The 14,978-nt window shown below is 50.7% G+C and carries 18 protein-coding genes; 1 reads left to right on the top strand and 17 read right to left on the bottom strand.

Annotation, left to right across the window (positions count from 1 at the left end):
- Nucleotides 1-5: 5 nt before the first annotated feature.
- From rpsQ to H6F72_RS02335, 16 genes are all read right to left on the bottom strand, one after another.
- The gene (gene rpsQ / locus H6F72_RS02410) at nt 6-257 is read right to left on the bottom strand and encodes a 30S ribosomal protein S17 (protein ID WP_190431477.1); all 252 of its coding nucleotides are present in this window, start codon (nt 255-257) and stop codon (nt 6-8) included.
- Between the two features lie 6 nt (nt 258-263).
- On the bottom strand, nt 264-500 hold the full coding sequence (gene rpmC / locus H6F72_RS02405; protein ID WP_190431474.1) for a 50S ribosomal protein L29: 237 nt from the start codon (nt 498-500) through the stop codon (nt 264-266).
- A gap of 3 nt (nt 501-503) precedes the next feature.
- On the bottom strand, nt 504-953 hold the full coding sequence (gene rplP, locus H6F72_RS02400) for a 50S ribosomal protein L16 (protein WP_190431472.1): 450 nt from the start codon (nt 951-953) through the stop codon (nt 504-506).
- 76 nt (nt 954-1,029) lie between these two features.
- Nucleotides 1,030-1,761: a 30S ribosomal protein S3 gene (rpsC, locus tag H6F72_RS02395; RefSeq protein ID WP_190431470.1), complete on the bottom strand. Its 732-nt coding sequence runs from the start codon at nt 1,759-1,761 to the stop codon at nt 1,030-1,032.
- A 72-nt stretch (nt 1,762-1,833) separates the two neighbouring features.
- Nucleotides 1,834-2,190: a 50S ribosomal protein L22 gene (rplV, locus tag H6F72_RS02390; protein ID WP_190431468.1), complete on the bottom strand. Its 357-nt coding sequence runs from the start codon at nt 2,188-2,190 to the stop codon at nt 1,834-1,836.
- A 98-nt stretch (nt 2,191-2,288) separates the two neighbouring features.
- Nucleotides 2,289-2,567, bottom strand: a complete 279-nt coding sequence (rpsS, locus tag H6F72_RS02385) for a 30S ribosomal protein S19 (protein ID WP_190431466.1) — start codon at nt 2,565-2,567, stop codon at nt 2,289-2,291.
- Nucleotides 2,568-2,657: 90 nt separating this feature from the next.
- Entirely contained in the window at nt 2,658-3,521 is an 864-nt protein-coding gene (rplB, locus tag H6F72_RS02380; protein ID WP_190431464.1) for a 50S ribosomal protein L2, read from the bottom strand.
- Nucleotides 3,522-3,616: 95 nt separating this feature from the next.
- Nucleotides 3,617-3,919 (bottom strand): 50S ribosomal protein L23, encoded by a 303-nt coding sequence (locus tag H6F72_RS02375; protein ID WP_190431462.1) that lies wholly within the window; start codon nt 3,917-3,919, stop codon nt 3,617-3,619.
- Entirely contained in the window at nt 3,912-4,544 is a 633-nt protein-coding gene (gene rplD, locus H6F72_RS02370) for a 50S ribosomal protein L4 (RefSeq protein WP_190431460.1), read from the bottom strand. Before rplD ends, H6F72_RS02375 begins: the two co-directional genes overlap by 8 nt.
- A gap of 84 nt (nt 4,545-4,628) precedes the next feature.
- Nucleotides 4,629-5,270: a 50S ribosomal protein L3 gene (rplC, locus tag H6F72_RS02365; protein WP_190431458.1), complete on the bottom strand. Its 642-nt coding sequence runs from the start codon at nt 5,268-5,270 to the stop codon at nt 4,629-4,631.
- 563 nt (nt 5,271-5,833) lie between these two features.
- On the bottom strand, nt 5,834-7,660 hold the full coding sequence (locus H6F72_RS02360) for an ABC transporter permease (RefSeq protein WP_242016734.1): 1,827 nt from the start codon (nt 7,658-7,660) through the stop codon (nt 5,834-5,836).
- The gene (locus tag H6F72_RS02355) at nt 7,626-8,387 is read right to left on the bottom strand and encodes a phosphonate ABC transporter ATP-binding protein (RefSeq protein ID WP_190431456.1); all 762 of its coding nucleotides are present in this window, start codon (nt 8,385-8,387) and stop codon (nt 7,626-7,628) included. Before H6F72_RS02355 ends, H6F72_RS02360 begins: the two co-directional genes overlap by 35 nt.
- On the bottom strand, nt 8,384-9,304 hold the full coding sequence (locus H6F72_RS02350; RefSeq protein ID WP_190431453.1) for a putative selenate ABC transporter substrate-binding protein: 921 nt from the start codon (nt 9,302-9,304) through the stop codon (nt 8,384-8,386). Before H6F72_RS02350 ends, H6F72_RS02355 begins: the two co-directional genes overlap by 4 nt.
- A 108-nt stretch (nt 9,305-9,412) precedes the next feature.
- Nucleotides 9,413-10,642, bottom strand: coding sequence for a bifunctional phosphopantothenoylcysteine decarboxylase/phosphopantothenate--cysteine ligase CoaBC (gene coaBC / locus H6F72_RS02345; RefSeq protein ID WP_190431451.1), 1,230 nt, complete (start codon nt 10,640-10,642; stop codon nt 9,413-9,415).
- A gap of 99 nt (nt 10,643-10,741) precedes the next feature.
- Nucleotides 10,742-10,954, bottom strand: a complete 213-nt coding sequence (locus H6F72_RS02340) for a DUF2555 domain-containing protein (RefSeq protein ID WP_190431449.1) — start codon at nt 10,952-10,954, stop codon at nt 10,742-10,744.
- A gap of 90 nt (nt 10,955-11,044) precedes the next feature.
- Nucleotides 11,045-11,710: an alpha/beta hydrolase gene (locus tag H6F72_RS02335; protein WP_190431447.1), complete on the bottom strand. Its 666-nt coding sequence runs from the start codon at nt 11,708-11,710 to the stop codon at nt 11,045-11,047.
- 135 nt (nt 11,711-11,845) lie between these two features.
- Between H6F72_RS02335 and purH the strand changes: the two genes are divergently transcribed.
- Nucleotides 11,846-13,408 (top strand): bifunctional phosphoribosylaminoimidazolecarboxamide formyltransferase/IMP cyclohydrolase, encoded by a 1,563-nt coding sequence (gene purH, locus H6F72_RS02330; protein ID WP_190431445.1) that lies wholly within the window; start codon nt 11,846-11,848, stop codon nt 13,406-13,408.
- 67 nt (nt 13,409-13,475) lie between these two features.
- Here purH and H6F72_RS02325 read toward each other — a convergent pair whose 3' ends face one another.
- Complete coding sequence (locus H6F72_RS02325) at nt 13,476-14,951, bottom strand: ankyrin repeat domain-containing protein (protein ID WP_190431443.1); 1,476 nt, start codon at nt 14,949-14,951, stop codon at nt 13,476-13,478.
- Nucleotides 14,952-14,978: the final 27 nt, after the last annotated feature.

The following is a 14,978-nucleotide window of genomic DNA, read 5'->3' as shown; positions in this document are numbered from 1 at the left end:
TGGTTCTAGACTTGTGAAGCACTGTTAAGGATGTCACTGACAATCCAGCGCTTGGTGCGGCTGAGAGGTCGAGTTTCACGAATGCGGACGCGATCGCCCACATGACACTTATTTTCTTCATCATGGGCTTTGTAACGCTTGGTGCGTACCATGATTTTGCCGTACTTGGGGTGAGGCGCTCTGTTCTCTACCGCCACAACTACTGTCTTGTCCATTTTGTCGCTGACAACCAAGCCAACTCTTTCTTTAACTGCCATGATCGCCTACTCCTGTTCTGTAGCTGACTGCGTGGTTGAGGATGCAGCTATCTGGCGCGCTCTTTCCACTGTCATGAGTTGAGCCAGCTGGTGCCGAGCATGCTTAAACTGATGTGACTTTTCTAACTGTCGAGTTGCTTTCTGCATTCGCAATTCAAACAACTGACGCTTTACAGCCAAAATTCTTTCGTTAAGTTCTTCATCACTGAGGTTTTTCACCTCATCAATCTTGGGAAGAGACATGTTCTACGACTCCTCAGCAGGCGCTTCTGCTTCTACTGCCGCTTCTACTTGACGGACAACTACTTTAGTTTTGATGGGTAGTTTGAAGGCAGCTAAACGCATTGCCTCACGAGCGGTCTCTTCAGTTACCCCACCAATTTCAAACATGATGCGACCGGGTTTGACGACTGCCACCCAAAACTCAGGATTTCCTTTACCAGAACCCATCCGGGTTTCAGCAGGACGCATCGTTACAGGCTTGTCTGGGAAAATTCGAATCCAGATTTTGCCGCCCCGACGAATGTAGCGAGTCATAGCTCGACGGCTAGCCTCAATTTGGCGGGAAGTAATCCAGGCTGGCTCTAGTGCCTGCAACCCAAAATCACCGAAATTCAGCGCACTCCCTTTAGTCGCCAAACCGCGCATCCGACCGCGCTGTTGCTTTCTAAACTTAGTTCTTCTTGGACTTAACATAGTTCGATTCCAATCTGTAGGCGATCACTCAAAGCTGATGTTTAGCAATCCTGTGTCTATACTCAGACTTCGCAAATCAACCTTCGTTAGAGCGGTCTTCAAATTGCTGACGGCGGCGTTGCTGGCGACGACGAGGCTGAGTATTGCCTGCGGGTGCTGGTTCTTCCTGACCAGGAATAATCTCACCCTTGAACACCCAAACTTTGATTCCTAAAACACCATAAATGGTCTGAGCAGTGCGATAGGAGTAATCAATATCAGCACGCAAAGTATGAAGGGGGACTCTACCTTCACGAGTCCATTCTGGTCGAGCGATTTCTGCTCCGTTCAAGCGACCACTCACTTGGATTCTGATGCCCTCGATCCCGGCTCGTTGGGCTCTTTGAATCGCTTGACGTACCACTCGACGGAAGGAAACTCGGCGCTCTAGTTGCTGACCAATGTATTCAGCAATCAAGGCTGCGTCTGCATCCACCCGAGCAACTTCTACGACGTTAATGCGGATTTGGCGATCGCTGCTGCCCAATTCAGCTTGCAGTCCAGCGCGTAGAGATTCGATTCCTGTACCACCGCGTCCCACGACTACGCCAGGGCGAGCGGTACGAATTTCTAGATCGATTTGATCAGCTTTGCGTTCAACTCTAATTTCAGAGATACCAGCATTGCTCAGGTTTTTCTGAACAAACTGACGGATTTTGTAGTCTTCCTGCAAAAGCTCTGGATAGCGACTAGGTTCAGCGAACCAGCGGGAGCGGTGTTCTTGGGTTGTACCCAAACGAAAACCAACTGGATGAATTTTCTGTCCCACGAATACGTCCTCGATAAAAGCAGTAAAGGGCTAGCTAAGTTAAGGGGATAGAGATACCAAGAAGCGTCCTATCTATGCATCCCCTTGAGGCGCAACCGCTACAGTAATGTGGCAGGTAGGTTTACGAATTTGATAGGCGCGACCTTGAGCCCGAGGTCTAAAGCGCTTTAAGGTAGCACCTTGGTCAGCAAAGGCTTGGCTAACCACCAAGGTGGCTGGATCAAGTCCAGCGTTATGCTCAGCATTGGCCACAGCAGAGCGTAAAACTTTAAGTACAGGCTCACAAGCCCGATAGGGCATAAATTCCAGAATAATCAGCGCTTCTCGATAAGACCGACCCCGGATTTGGTCTAGAACCCGCCGAACCTTGTGGGGGGACATGCGGATGTAGCGTGCGATCGCTTTTACTTCAGTAGTATCAACAGCCATAAATTTACCCTTCTATCCCTCTGGCTAGCAGCCTGCAAAATGGGTTTACAATCTCCAACTCACAGGCTGAAGCAAACGGCTAAACCCTCACATCTTTATTACCGACGAGCCTTCTTGTCACTCTTAGAGTGACCACGAAATGTGCGAGTCGGAGCAAATTCTCCTAGTTTGTGACCCACCATTTGCTCGGTCAAATATACAGGAACATGTTGACGACCATTATGAACCGCCACCGTATGACCAATCATCTGCGGCAGAATGGTGGAAGCTCTAGACCAAGTCTTAATGACTTGCTTTTCGCCTCTAGCATTCAACGCTTCAATCTTGCTCATTAAGTGGTCAGCGACAAAAGGGCCTTTTTTTAAGGAACGAGACATAGCTCAGTCAACCTATCGGTGATTACAAATCGTTCTAATCAAGAGTCAATGCAGACCCTATTTAAGGGCCTACATCAGAAGCCAAGAGATTTAGGACTCCCGACCGCCACGACCCCGCTTGGAAGACTTACGACGGCGACGGACGATCAAGGCATCGCTCAGTTTCCGCTTCTTACGAGTCTTGTAGCCTAGAGCTGGCTTACCCCAAGGAGTGACAGGCCCGCTTCTACCGATAGGAGCGCGGCCCTCACCACCACCGTGGGGGTGGTCCACTGGGTTCATAACGCTGCCCCGAACCTCGGGTCTACGGCCCAAGTGGCGCTTGCGGCCTGCTTTACCCAAGCTGATATTTCTAGCTTCGGTATTACCGACCTGACCAATCGTGGCATAGCACTCGCGGCGAATCAGGCGAACTTCACCAGAGGGCAGCTTCAGCGTGACATAAGCTCCTTCTTTAGCAACCACCTGAGCGATAGCTCCAGCAGCCCGGACAATTTGCCCACCTTTTCCTGGCACCAATTCAACGTTATGTACGCCGGTACCTAGAGGAATATTGCTCAGGGGTAGAGCATTACCAATCTCAATGGGTGAGTCAGGACCAGCGACCACTAGGGTGCCGACCTTAAGACCTAAAGGATGGAGAATATAACGCTTCTCACCATCACGGTAATGCAACAGGGTGATGCGAGCATTACGGTTGGGATCGTACTCAATCGATACAACCCGCGCTGGAATGCTGCGCTTGTCACGACGAAAGTCGATGATACGGTAGAGGCGTTTGTGACCACCACCCCGATGGCGAGTGGTAATTACACCCCGGTTATTCCGACCTTTGGCGCGGTGAACTGAAATTGTTAAAGACTTTTCTGGCTCGCTACGTGTAATCTCATCGAAGTCTGAGACGGTACGCTGACGAGTTCCAGGGGTATATGGCCGATAAGAACGGATGCCCATAACTCAAACTCTTGGTTGCACTAGTAGACCATTCAACAATGTTGCTAGTACGGGCATATCAAAATACGCCCCTACCGACAGTACAAGGGAAAACCCTAAACTTCAGGGAACAGAGTAATAGAATCTCCTGCTGCCAAAGTTACGACCGCCCGCTTGTACTGGGGGCGATGACCCATAAACTTACCAACTCGACGCTGCTTGAGGGGAGGTCTTTGAGTGTTGACACCCACGACTTTAACTTCAAATAGTTCCTCGATCGCCGCCTTGATTTGTGGCTTAGTTGCTTGAGGAGCAACTTCAAAGGTGTATTTGTTGTCTTCTAGCAATCGAGTTGCTTTCTCAGTCACCAGAGGGCGGCGAATCAAATCTGCTAAAGAGCGAGGATTAGCCTTAGTCACCGTAGACCTCCTGGATTTTCGTAAGAGCAGATGCTGTGGTCAAAATCTGATCCGCAGCAAGGATGTCGAAGACATTCAAATTGGACGCAGAGATGAGTCTCAGGTTAGGGATGTTGCGAGCTGAGAGGTAAACAGTTTCGGCACGCTCAGGCATGATCAACAGGATTTTAGCTGTTGGCTCAATTCCCCAACGAGCGATCGCGGATACCAATTCTTTGGTTTTCGGCCGAGGCAGTTGATCAGCAAAATCCTGCACAACCACCAAATCTTCGAACCGACTTTGCAGAGCAGTTCTCAAAGCTAAACGACGCTCTTTCCGGTTCATCTTGATCGTGTAATCTCTTGGCTTCGGGCCAAAGATGACACCACCACCCCGCCACAGGGGAGAACGATTGGAACCAGCACGGGCACGTCCTGTACCCTTCTGCCGCCAGGGCTTACGACCCCCTCCACTCACTTCTGCACGGGTCTTGGTACTCGCAGTTCCTTGACGAGCATTCGCCAATTGACGAACCAATGCTCGGTGAACAACGTGAGAAGCCGTCCCTTCTTTTGCAACGCGGAGGTCTAGGGGAGCCTCTCCGACTTCCTTTCCTTCCCAGTCTCGAACTACACAGTTAACCATATCTCTCTTTAATCCCTGTCCTGTAGCCTCTTGTCTGCGATGGCCTGCGAGCCAAGATCAGCCAGCATAACGCCTACAGAGCTTTTACTTTGAACGACCTACTTGTTTAGCAGGAACGATGCTCAGCAACGCACCCGGCTTACCAGGAACCGCCCCTTTGATCAGCAATAGATTGCGCTCAGCATCTACGCGAACCACTGTCAATTTACGAATCGTGACTTGCGAGCCACCCAAACGACCAGCCATCCGCTTTCCTGGATAAACGCGTCCTGGCGTAGTACCAGCTCCCGTCGAACCCGGGGCACGGTGGTTTTTAGAACCGTGGGCCATAGGACCACGAGCGAAATTATGACGTTTTTGATAACCAGCGAAGCCGCGACCGATACTAGTACCGATGACATCGATGATTTGACCAGCAGAAAAGATGTCTGCTTTGATTTGCTGACCTAGCTCAAACTCGCTGGTATTATCTAGCCGATATTCCTGTAGATGGCGTAGCGGCGTAGCATTTGATTTGGCCAGGTGGCCTAGTTCAGGTTTATTCAGCGCCTTTTGGCTTGTTTCGCCAAAGCCAACCTGAATGGCAGAGTAGCCATCGGTTGATGCTGTTTTAATCTGCGTAATAGCGCATGGACCCGCTTGAACGACAGTCACAGGAATTGCTTTCCCTGTTTCGTCGAAGATCTGAGTCATGCCAAGTTTGGTGCCGAGAATACCCACAGACACAGCAACTGGTCTCCCTTTTGTACACACTACAAAGGAGCTGAACCAAAAAATGATTCATAACTCCGATGAACCTTGTCAGAGACCAGCCAAGAGTAAGACCTGAATCACCAGAATCTTTCTCTTGGAAGTCCTGCAATACTTGAGGCTAGCTTTTTCGATGAATGCCAAACCAATATGGTTTGACGCTGCCTACTTTCGCCGGGACTTAAGCAAAACCGCTCAGTATCCTTAGGGCACAAGCCAAGCTATTGATCGGAAGCCAATGCTAACACGCTTTGGTTCACTCAATCTCAGCCTGACCTTAACTCTCAATTAACGGACCCAGAAGCATTTCTCTTTGCCTGAGTTATCAACTCTGGGACAAAGGCAACAAAGCTTTTACTTTGCTGAAATTCTGGGGAGAATTTGTTAGCCCGGTTTTTTGGCGACAGTAAAACATCTTAGACAATTTGTTTGAACTTGTCTAGTCAATTTGCAAAATTAGTTCATCTAACGATTCAGTTTATTAAGCTTGGCCTGCAAAGCCGCATCAGGACGAAGACTCTTTAATAGTCAAAATCAAGCTATCGCAGGGCTTTGCGAAGAGTCGTGCTAATGAGATCCACTACGAATGTTAAACCAATAAAGCAACTCAACGTGACTAGTAATCCTGGATAGTCAAAGCTGCTGAGTTGTTCTGTCAGTAATCGACCGAGGCCGCCCGCACCGACTAACCCCACAATCACGGTTTCTCGAATACACACTTCCCAACGGTAAAGGATGTAAGCGATGAAGCGGGGAAATGTGGGAGGCAAGACGCCATATAGAAAGACTTGGGCTCCTGGTGCACCTTGAGCTTTGAGGGCTTTTAAGGGCCGCTCATCTAAATTTTCGTTCACTTCAGCCATCAAGCGACCTAAGATACCTAAGTTATGCAAGCCAAGAGCGATCGCACCTGGAAGAATGCCAGGAAACAAGATGAATAGCCACATCAAAGCCCAAATGGGGGCTGGAATGGCTCGACTGACAAGCAACCAGAAGCGAGTGAGTAATAAACCCGCTGTACTCCAGAATTTGGCAGCTTGATTAGTTTTCGTTGGGTTCAGTAGGCCACCTGGCAAAAAAAAGTTGTGGGCGGCAGGAAAGGAAAGTAGGACACCACCGACTCCAGCGATCGCCATTGCCAAGATTGACATCGCCAGGGTTTGCGTCGCTAATTCCCAAAGTTGACTGCTGGAAATGCCAGTTAAATGAGGCGACCAAGCAGTTTGAAATACTTCGCTCAAGAGCTGTAGAGTCCGAGGTTGCCAAAGCTTGCTGACATCTGCTTGGACATACCAGAACGAAAACGGGAGCAATAGCACCACCCCCAGCCAAGAACCAATCACCACCGGATCGCGCTGATAAAACAGAGAGGGGCACTGAGTCAAATTGAGAGTATTGAGATCCAGCCGATTCGGTAAACCCAGGCGATGACGCAAGAGAGCGCTCCAAAAGTCAACGGAGCCGTTGAGAAGAAATAGCGCCAAGAACAGCGTCCACATCTGCTCGTAGCGTAGAGATTGCAGACTCAGTAAGATTTGATAGCCTAAGCCACCAGCTCCAATGATTCCTAGGACAGCCGCCGAACGAATTGAGCATTCAAATCGGTAGAACGTGTAAGAGAGTAGATTGGGAAAAGCTTGAGGAATTAAGCCATAAGTCAATGCTTGCAGTGGTGACACGCCGCTATTTAGCAGTGCTAGCAAAGGCTGGCGAGGAGTTTCATCCAGAATTTCGGAGAAGACTTTGGCTGTAATTGCGCCGAAGGGAAGGGCGATCGCCAATACGGCTGTGAGTGGGTCTAACCCGAAAATGTTGACGAAAAACAATCCCCAGATAATTTCATGAATCGCACGTGGCACCGACAACACCGCTCTAATACTGAGCCAAGGCCAACGATCGCGATTGGGAAATGACCAGCGTTGGAACTTTTTGCGCCAGAAATAGAACCTAGCCGTCTGACGTTTGCTTGGGAAAACGGATTGCCACCAAACTTCCGAGGCTAGGACACTGCCAATTACACCGATTGAAACACTAAGACTAGTTCCGCATACAGCGTAGGCGAACGTTGTGAGCGTGGAGTGCGAAGTGAGCCAAAGAAAATCCGGGCTGAAATCGGGGTGCAGACTAGCTTCGAGAAAGCGCCCGACTAAGCTCCAACCCCCTGGATTGAAGAGGCTACGGCTAAAAATGCCAGTTTGTTGTACAGACCAAGCGATCGCGACTAAACAAACAACACCCCACAGGGTTCGTTGATTCAGCAGTGAAGGGCGAGGAGGTAGGTTGGTAGAGATTTTAGAAGAGGAGCGATCGCGAGTCGGCCACACAGCAAATCTAATATTCGTGATCAATTCGGTAGAGCGCTGCAATCATTTCAGGTGAGATCGCAGTCGAAGGCACATCAAAGAGGATTTGTCCTTGCCTTAAGCCAATGATGCGATCGCAGTGGCTTTGTGCCAGTTCAATGGAGTGCAAGCTCATCACTAAGGTCTTGCCTGTGCTTTGACTTAGGTTACGCAACAGATCCATGATTTCTCGACTGCGCTCTGGGTCGAGGCTAGCAATCGGTTCATCTGCCAAAATCACCGTCGGATTTTGCACCAATACTCGCGCTAAAGCGACCCGTTGTTGTTGCCCGCCCGAAAGTTGATCGGTGCGATCGTAAAGCTTTTCGGGGATGCCCACTTGAGTTAGGGCTTTGGCTGCAACTTCCACTTCCAGAGGCCAAAGGAGGGAAAGGGCTGACTTGAACCAAGACCAGCGCCCCAAGTGCCCCGCGTTGACGTTATGCACCACTCGTAGATTATCGACCAGGTGGAACCGCTGGTAGATAGTACCAATCTGTTGCTGTACTCGTCGCAACGTCCGAGGGGAAAGCATCGACAAATTGCGACCAATGGCCCAAACCTCTCCTTGGGTAGGAAACAAGGTGCCATTGAGCAAGCTGATTAATGTACTTTTTCCCGCCCCACTAGGGCCAACCAAAGCTACCCGTTCTCCCGCTTGAATTTGCAAGTTAATCTCGGCCAAGGCGGGGAACGAGCCAAACCATTGACCAACCTGTTTCAACTCCAAAATCGGGCCAGCCGCACTCATTTAATCTTGCCAATCTCGCGACCTACGGCTTCAATTTTGGCGTAGTTACCATTCTGAGTGGGGATAAACTTCTGCGCCCCGAACAAATCTAGAATTTCCTTTTGCTCTGGCACCTTGGGGTCTAGCTTTAGTAAAGCTGCTTGTAACTTCTGCGGAAAGTCCTCACTGTAGCGCTGCTTGACTTGGGGATTGACTACCCAGTGATAGTCATAATAAGCAGGCGTTTGCCACAACACCACAACCTTGTCTAGATTGACTTCCCCAGCCTTGACGCGATCGCGCCAAACTTGCTGATTCAGCACGCCAGCGTCGTAAGTTCCCGCTTCTACTAACTTGATCGTGGCATCGTGAGAACTAGAAAACCCAGGTTGGCCCTTGAAGTCGTTCAGACTCATGCCTGCTTGTTGGAGAAAATACTGCGGCATGAGACGGCCCGAAGTTGAAGACTCGCTACCAAAGGTAAATGTGCGCCCCTTCAAGGCTGTCAAGCTCTTCAGGTCTTGAATGGGAGTGAGACCGCTAGACTTGTTAGCAATAAAGACGCTGTGAAACTTCTCATCAATATCCCGTTGGGCGATCGCTTCTGCACCTGGTACTTGCAAACGAGCTTGTACCCCTGTCAAGCCACCAAACCAAACCAAGTCTAAATCGCCAACCTTAAAAGCAGTCACAGCAGCGGTGTAGTCGGTCACAGGTTTGTACTGGACTGGCACCCCTAACTCTCTGGTTAAGTAGTCTGCCAACTTGCCATATAAGCGCTGCAACTTCTCTGGATCTTGGTCTGGAATGGCTCCCGCTACCAATGGTTGCACCTGACCACTCGCATTTGGTGCTGATGTCGTTGAGTTAGGTCGTGGTGAGCAAGCGGCAAGGGGAAGTAACAACAGCAATAAACCGACCAAACTAGTTTTTTTCATACGGGCTTGTATCTCTGCCAGATATCACTAAACCAGAAGAGATGATAATCCAAATTTGAGAACAACCTAGTACTCAAGCCAAAGTGTTGATCGTTACCTAGAGTCCTATTAACCAGACGGTAGGGTTTGCACAAAGTCAAACAAACGGTGAGCCATTTCCAGCTTGCTGCACTGAGGCACAGGAACTTGACGACCGTGAGCATCAAGCAGAACTGCTTGATTGGTATCCGTGCCAAAGCCGCTATCGGGTTGATCGACTGGATTGGCTGCGATCGCATCTAGTTTCTTTCGCCGCAGTTTATCTAAGGCAGGGGTGACAATATCCCCTGTCTGGGCTGCAAAACCGATCAAACGCTGGTGGGGTTGCTTGAGCGTACCAATTTCGGCAGCAATATCAGGCACCGAAGCCAACGGTAGGGTAGTAGGAAGCGATCGCTTTGGCAGTTTTTCGGCGTGGTATTCAGCAGGTTTAACATCGGCTACCGCTGCTGACATGACAATCCAATCAGCATTGGGTAAGCACTCTAACAACGCTTGGCGCATTTCTTCGGCACTGATTACAGGCAGCGATCGCACTCCTTTTAAGAGCGAACAGCCATTCGCCCCTACGCCAATTAGAGGAGCATGTACAAGCGTCACAGCAGCACCTCGATGCAAAGCTGCTTGCGCCAGAGCTAAGCCCATCTTGCCTGTAGAAGGATTGCCAATAAAGCGCACCGGGTCGAGATGCTCACGAGTCCCCCCGGCACTAATTAAAATTTGCCTGCCAGCTAAATCTCGTTGGCCTCGCGTGTGCAACAAGGAAAGCAAGTGCGGCAAGATTTCTTCTGGTTCTGCCATCCGACCTGCCCCAACGCGATCGCAAGCTAAGATGCCTGCCCCTGGCCCAACGGTGTGATAGCGCGAGTCAGCTTGAAGTTGCTGCCAGTTTCGTTGTACTGCCTGCTGCTCCCACATATCTGTGTTCATCGCTGGAGCTAGTAGGACGGGGCAGGTAGAAGCCAGAACCGTGCTCGTCATTAAGTTGTCTGCTAAACCGTAGACCAACTTGGCTAGAGTGTTGGCGGTGAGGGGAGCCAACAACAATACTTCAGCCCATTCCCCTAACTCTATATGGAGGGGACGACCGTGGACTGACTGCCAAAAATCTTGATCGGTATAAGCAGGATGACGAGACAGCGTAGCAAAAGTCAGGGGAGTAACAAATGCCTGCGCCGACTGCGTCAGAATCACTCTGACTTCGGCACCTGCTTTGGCGAGGTTGGAAACTACCTCACAAATTTTGTAGGCAGCAATGCCCCCACTGATGCCGATTAAAACTCGTTTACCTTGAAGCATGAATTGATTGACTGGAATTGACCCCTCCCCCATCCCCTCCCCTAGCAGGAGAGGGGTGCCGGAGGCGGGGTGAGGTTTGATTTTAGCTAAATCACAACTCTAGGCTTCGTCGTAGGCTTCTAAGTCTAGTAGGTGCATATAAGGCTCAATCAGTTCAGGACGTTGAAAGGCGATCGCCCGGAGGAGATGCCAATCATTCAATCCATCAAACGGATTGGTATAGCTATCCTGCTCTAGACGTGTGGCTAAATCCGCAACATCAGACTCAGTCAACGCTTCAATCTGTCGGCTCGAAATACTCAACGTAGTCATCGCCCGCACCTCCCGTCAGCAGCACCAGCATGTAGTGGATAGCTTGATCCAAGTACCCCTCTATACTACTGAGTTCAGTCAGTATACCCGTCAAACTTTATAAGAAGTTTTTGCACGATTCTGTGACAGTACTTGAAGCACAAACGTCCGCATGAGCTGCAACACTTCTGGCCGAACATCGTGCCCCATCTGAAATTCTTGATACTGCACTGACACCCCTAACGCCAACAGTCGATCCCTCGCATCTCGCGCTGCACTGAGAGGCACAACGTTATCTTGCAGACCATGCGCCATAAACACAGGTGGAAAGGCGTCGCTTTTGGGTTGGGATGATTGATGCCAGTAACCGCTCAAAGAAACCAAACCTGCCAACGATAAGTTGAGACCCACATCCAACGTCATCGCGCCGCCTTGGGAGAAACCAGCCAGAACCGTTCTCGATAGTGGCACTCCTGTCTGCCCTTCTAGAGATTGGAGCCAATCGGTGAGCAGTTGGCGGCTTTCTTCTAGACCTGTTCCGTCGGCAACGGGGAAGGTTGGCGTCTGACCAAAGCTGTACCACATGCGCCCAGAAGGTGGGTTGTAAGGATGAGGCAACGGCCCGTCTGGGCAGAGAAATTGACAATTCGACAAACTCAGCAGGGGCAGTAACGATGCTACATCTTGAGCATTTGCACCCCAACCATGTAAGACCACGATTAGTCCTTCGGGAGCTTGACCTGTTGCGGGTGGAATTGAGATAGCCTGTAGACTCAAAGTGACTCCTTTCAGAATTGCGACAAATAGCGATCGCTGCCTGGATAATCATAATTTCGCATCGGTGCAAATTCCATTTATCCTGAGTAAGGCAAGTTTTCTGACTGTTTGTGCACTAGGGGAGATTTCGGCGTCATGGCGCGTCTAGCACTGCTGAGTACATCGGATAAAACAGGTCTCATTGACCTCGCTCGCAGCTTAGTCGAAGAATTTGAGTTTGACCTGATCAGCAGTGGTGGCACCGCCCAAGCACTAAAAGACGCTGGGCTACCTGTAACTAAAGTGTCTGATTATACGGGGTTTCCCGAAATTTTGGGAGGTCGCGTCAAGACCTTGCAGCCTCGGATTCATGGCGGCATTTTGGCCCGGCGAGATGTGCCCCAAGATTTAGCGGATTTGGAAGCGCACCAGATTCGCCCCATCGATCTAGTTGTGGTGAATCTCTACCCCTTCGAGCAAACGATTGTTAAACCAGGCGTAACTTTAGCCGAAGCGATTGAGCAGATCGATATTGGTGGGCCAGCGATGTTGCGAGCCTCGGCAAAAAACCACGCTCACCTGACCGTACTGTGCGATCCCACTCAATACAATACTTATTTGCAAGAGTTACGGCAAAACAACGGCGCAGCGTCTCTAGAATTCCGTCGGGCTTGCGCCTTACAGACTTTCCAACATACGGCTGCCTATGACCAAGCGATCGCCACTTATCTAGGTCAAGTCAGTTCCGTTCAAGGTGAGTCAACCGAGTTGCCCAAGCAATTCTCTCTCTCTGGTCAGCAATTGCAACCGCTACGTTATGGCGAGAACCCGCACCAACCTGCGGCTTGGTACCAAAGTGGAGCCACAGCAACTGGATGGGCCGCAGCGACTAAGCTCCAAGGCAAAGAGCTGAGCTACAACAACTTGGTGGACCTCGAAGCGGCACGGCGGATTATTGCTGAATTTAGTGATCCCCAAAGTCCTGCTGCCGCCACCATCATTAAACACAACAATCCTTGTGGTACTGCCTTAGGCAATAGCCTAGTGGAAGCGTACCAGAAAGCCTTCAATGCCGATTCCACTTCGGCGTTTGGTGGCATCGTGGCTCTCAACCGCCTAATTGATGCGGCAACGGCGACTGAACTCACCAAAACCTTCTTGGAATGTGTGGTTGCTCCAGGTTGCGATGCTGAAGCTCAAGAAATTCTGGGAGCTAAATCGAAAGTTCGGGTTTTGACCTTGCCTGACCTGCGGAGCGGTGCCAAAGATAATGTCAAAGCGATCGCCGGAGGCTTCCTGGTGCAAGCATCCGATGATGCGGTTGAAGATCCTGCCCAATGGCAAGTGGTGACAGAACGCAAACCCACCGATGAGCAGCTAGAAGAATTGCTGTTTGCCTGGAAGGTCTGTAAGCATGTCAAGTCCAATGCAATTGTGGTGACACGCGATCGCACCACATTAGGAGTGGGGGCAGGCCAAATGAACCGCGTTGGTTCCGTCAAAATCGCCTTAGAGCAAGCAGGCGAAAAAGTGCAAGGAGCTACCCTAGCCAGTGACGGTTTCTTCCCCTTCGATGACTCGGTGCGAACCGCTGCGGCGGCTGGCATTGTGGCGATCGCTCAACCGGGTGGCAGCATGCGCGACCAAGACTCAATTCAAGCAGCCAACGAGCTAGGTCTCATCATGGTACTGACAGGCGTGCGCCACTTCCTCCATTAAGCACCCACCTCTAAGGCTGCCTCTATTTCCCCTTCCCTGTCAGGGAAGGAGTTAGGGGTTAGGTTCTTCACTCTGCTCCCGCTTGTTTCAGCAATCGCGCTACCTGATCAAACCCATTAAATTCAGCCAGCATTAACGCCGTATAGCCACCTCGATTCTTCAAGTTGACATCAGCTCCCGCCTTAAGTAGCATCTGAACTGCCTCAACTCGCCCTCGGTGCGCTGCCCACATTAGCGCTGTAGCTCCCGCCTGGTCTTGCAGATTGACATCCGCTCTCTGTTGCAGCAACTCCTGCATAATATCGATGTAATCGCGATCGCAAGCTTTCATTAAAGGCGTTTTGCCGTCATCGCCTTGGGTATTAGCATCGGCCCCGTAAGCTAGCAAGGCTTGTACCACTGGCGTACGACCTCGCATCGTGGCAATACTAAGAGCAGTCTCACCAAAGTTTCTCGTCGCTGCATCTGCGCCATGACGCAGCAGCGCGATCGCAATCTCACAGTAGCCGTGAATCGCTGCCACCATTAGGGGTGTATCGCCTAAACGGTTGCGGGTTTGACAATCTGCGCCGCGACTCAGCAGCAACTCCACCATTGCGGTGTGACCCTCAACCACGGCTAAATTCAATGCCGTTTCGGACTCTTGATCTTTGGCATTAATATCTGCGTCTGCGTTGAGTAAAGCAGTGGCGATCGCTATTTCTCCACTAGCAGCCACAGCCATTAAAGCGGTAGCACCTTCTCGGTTCTTGGCATTCGCATCTGCACCTTGCGCCAGCAAAGTTTGCACTACTGGCAAATGCCCTTGGTCCGCTGCCAAAGTTAGGGCTGTTTCTCCCTCCCCATCTGGAACATTGACATTAGCACCTTTGGCTAACAGCGCTTGCACCGCACCCCCAAAGCCTAGCTCTGCCGCTTGCATCAAAGCAGTTCTACCGTCTGGGGTTTGACCGTCTATCGCTGCTCCGTGCTCAACCAACACTCTGACAACTTCTACCCGATTCTCGCTGGCCGCTAAAGTCAGGGCAGTTTCACCATAACTGGTTTGGTTGGGATTGGCCCCCACTTCTAGCAAAGCGCGGACAACTGCTGTATGCCCTTGAGCCACAGCTAAATTAAGCGCCGTGTCCTCATCTTTGTCCTGCACATCTGGCTTTGCACCCGCTTGTAGCAAAAGTTGCACCGTATGGATATGGCCTTTCAGCGCTGCTGCCATTAGCGCTGTACTACCGTCATCATTGCGAGCATTCACCGCTGCCCCGTGGGCCAACAAAATTTGCACGCTATCAACTCGGTTATTGGCTGCTGCTAGCATGAGGGCCGTGATGCCAAACGTCACTCTGACAGCATCAACCTCGGCTCCCGCCTCCAAGAGCAACCGCACAATTTCGGTGTAGCCGCTCTGAGCTGCAAACATTAAAGCCGTGGTGCCATCTTTATCTTCAGCATCAGGACTCGCACCAGATGCCAGTAAAGCCTGTACTTGACCCACATCACCCCGTCTAACCGCCTGAAGAAATGCAAGATTGTTAGCAGCGGTCATTTTTTGACATCACCCCGTGCGAAATGT

Origin of the sequence: Trichocoleus sp. FACHB-46 (assembly GCF_014695385.1) — a bacterium.
GTDB lineage: Bacteria > Cyanobacteriota > Cyanobacteriia > FACHB-46 > FACHB-46 > Trichocoleus.
This window is presented reverse-complemented; position numbering and strand designations above follow the sequence as displayed.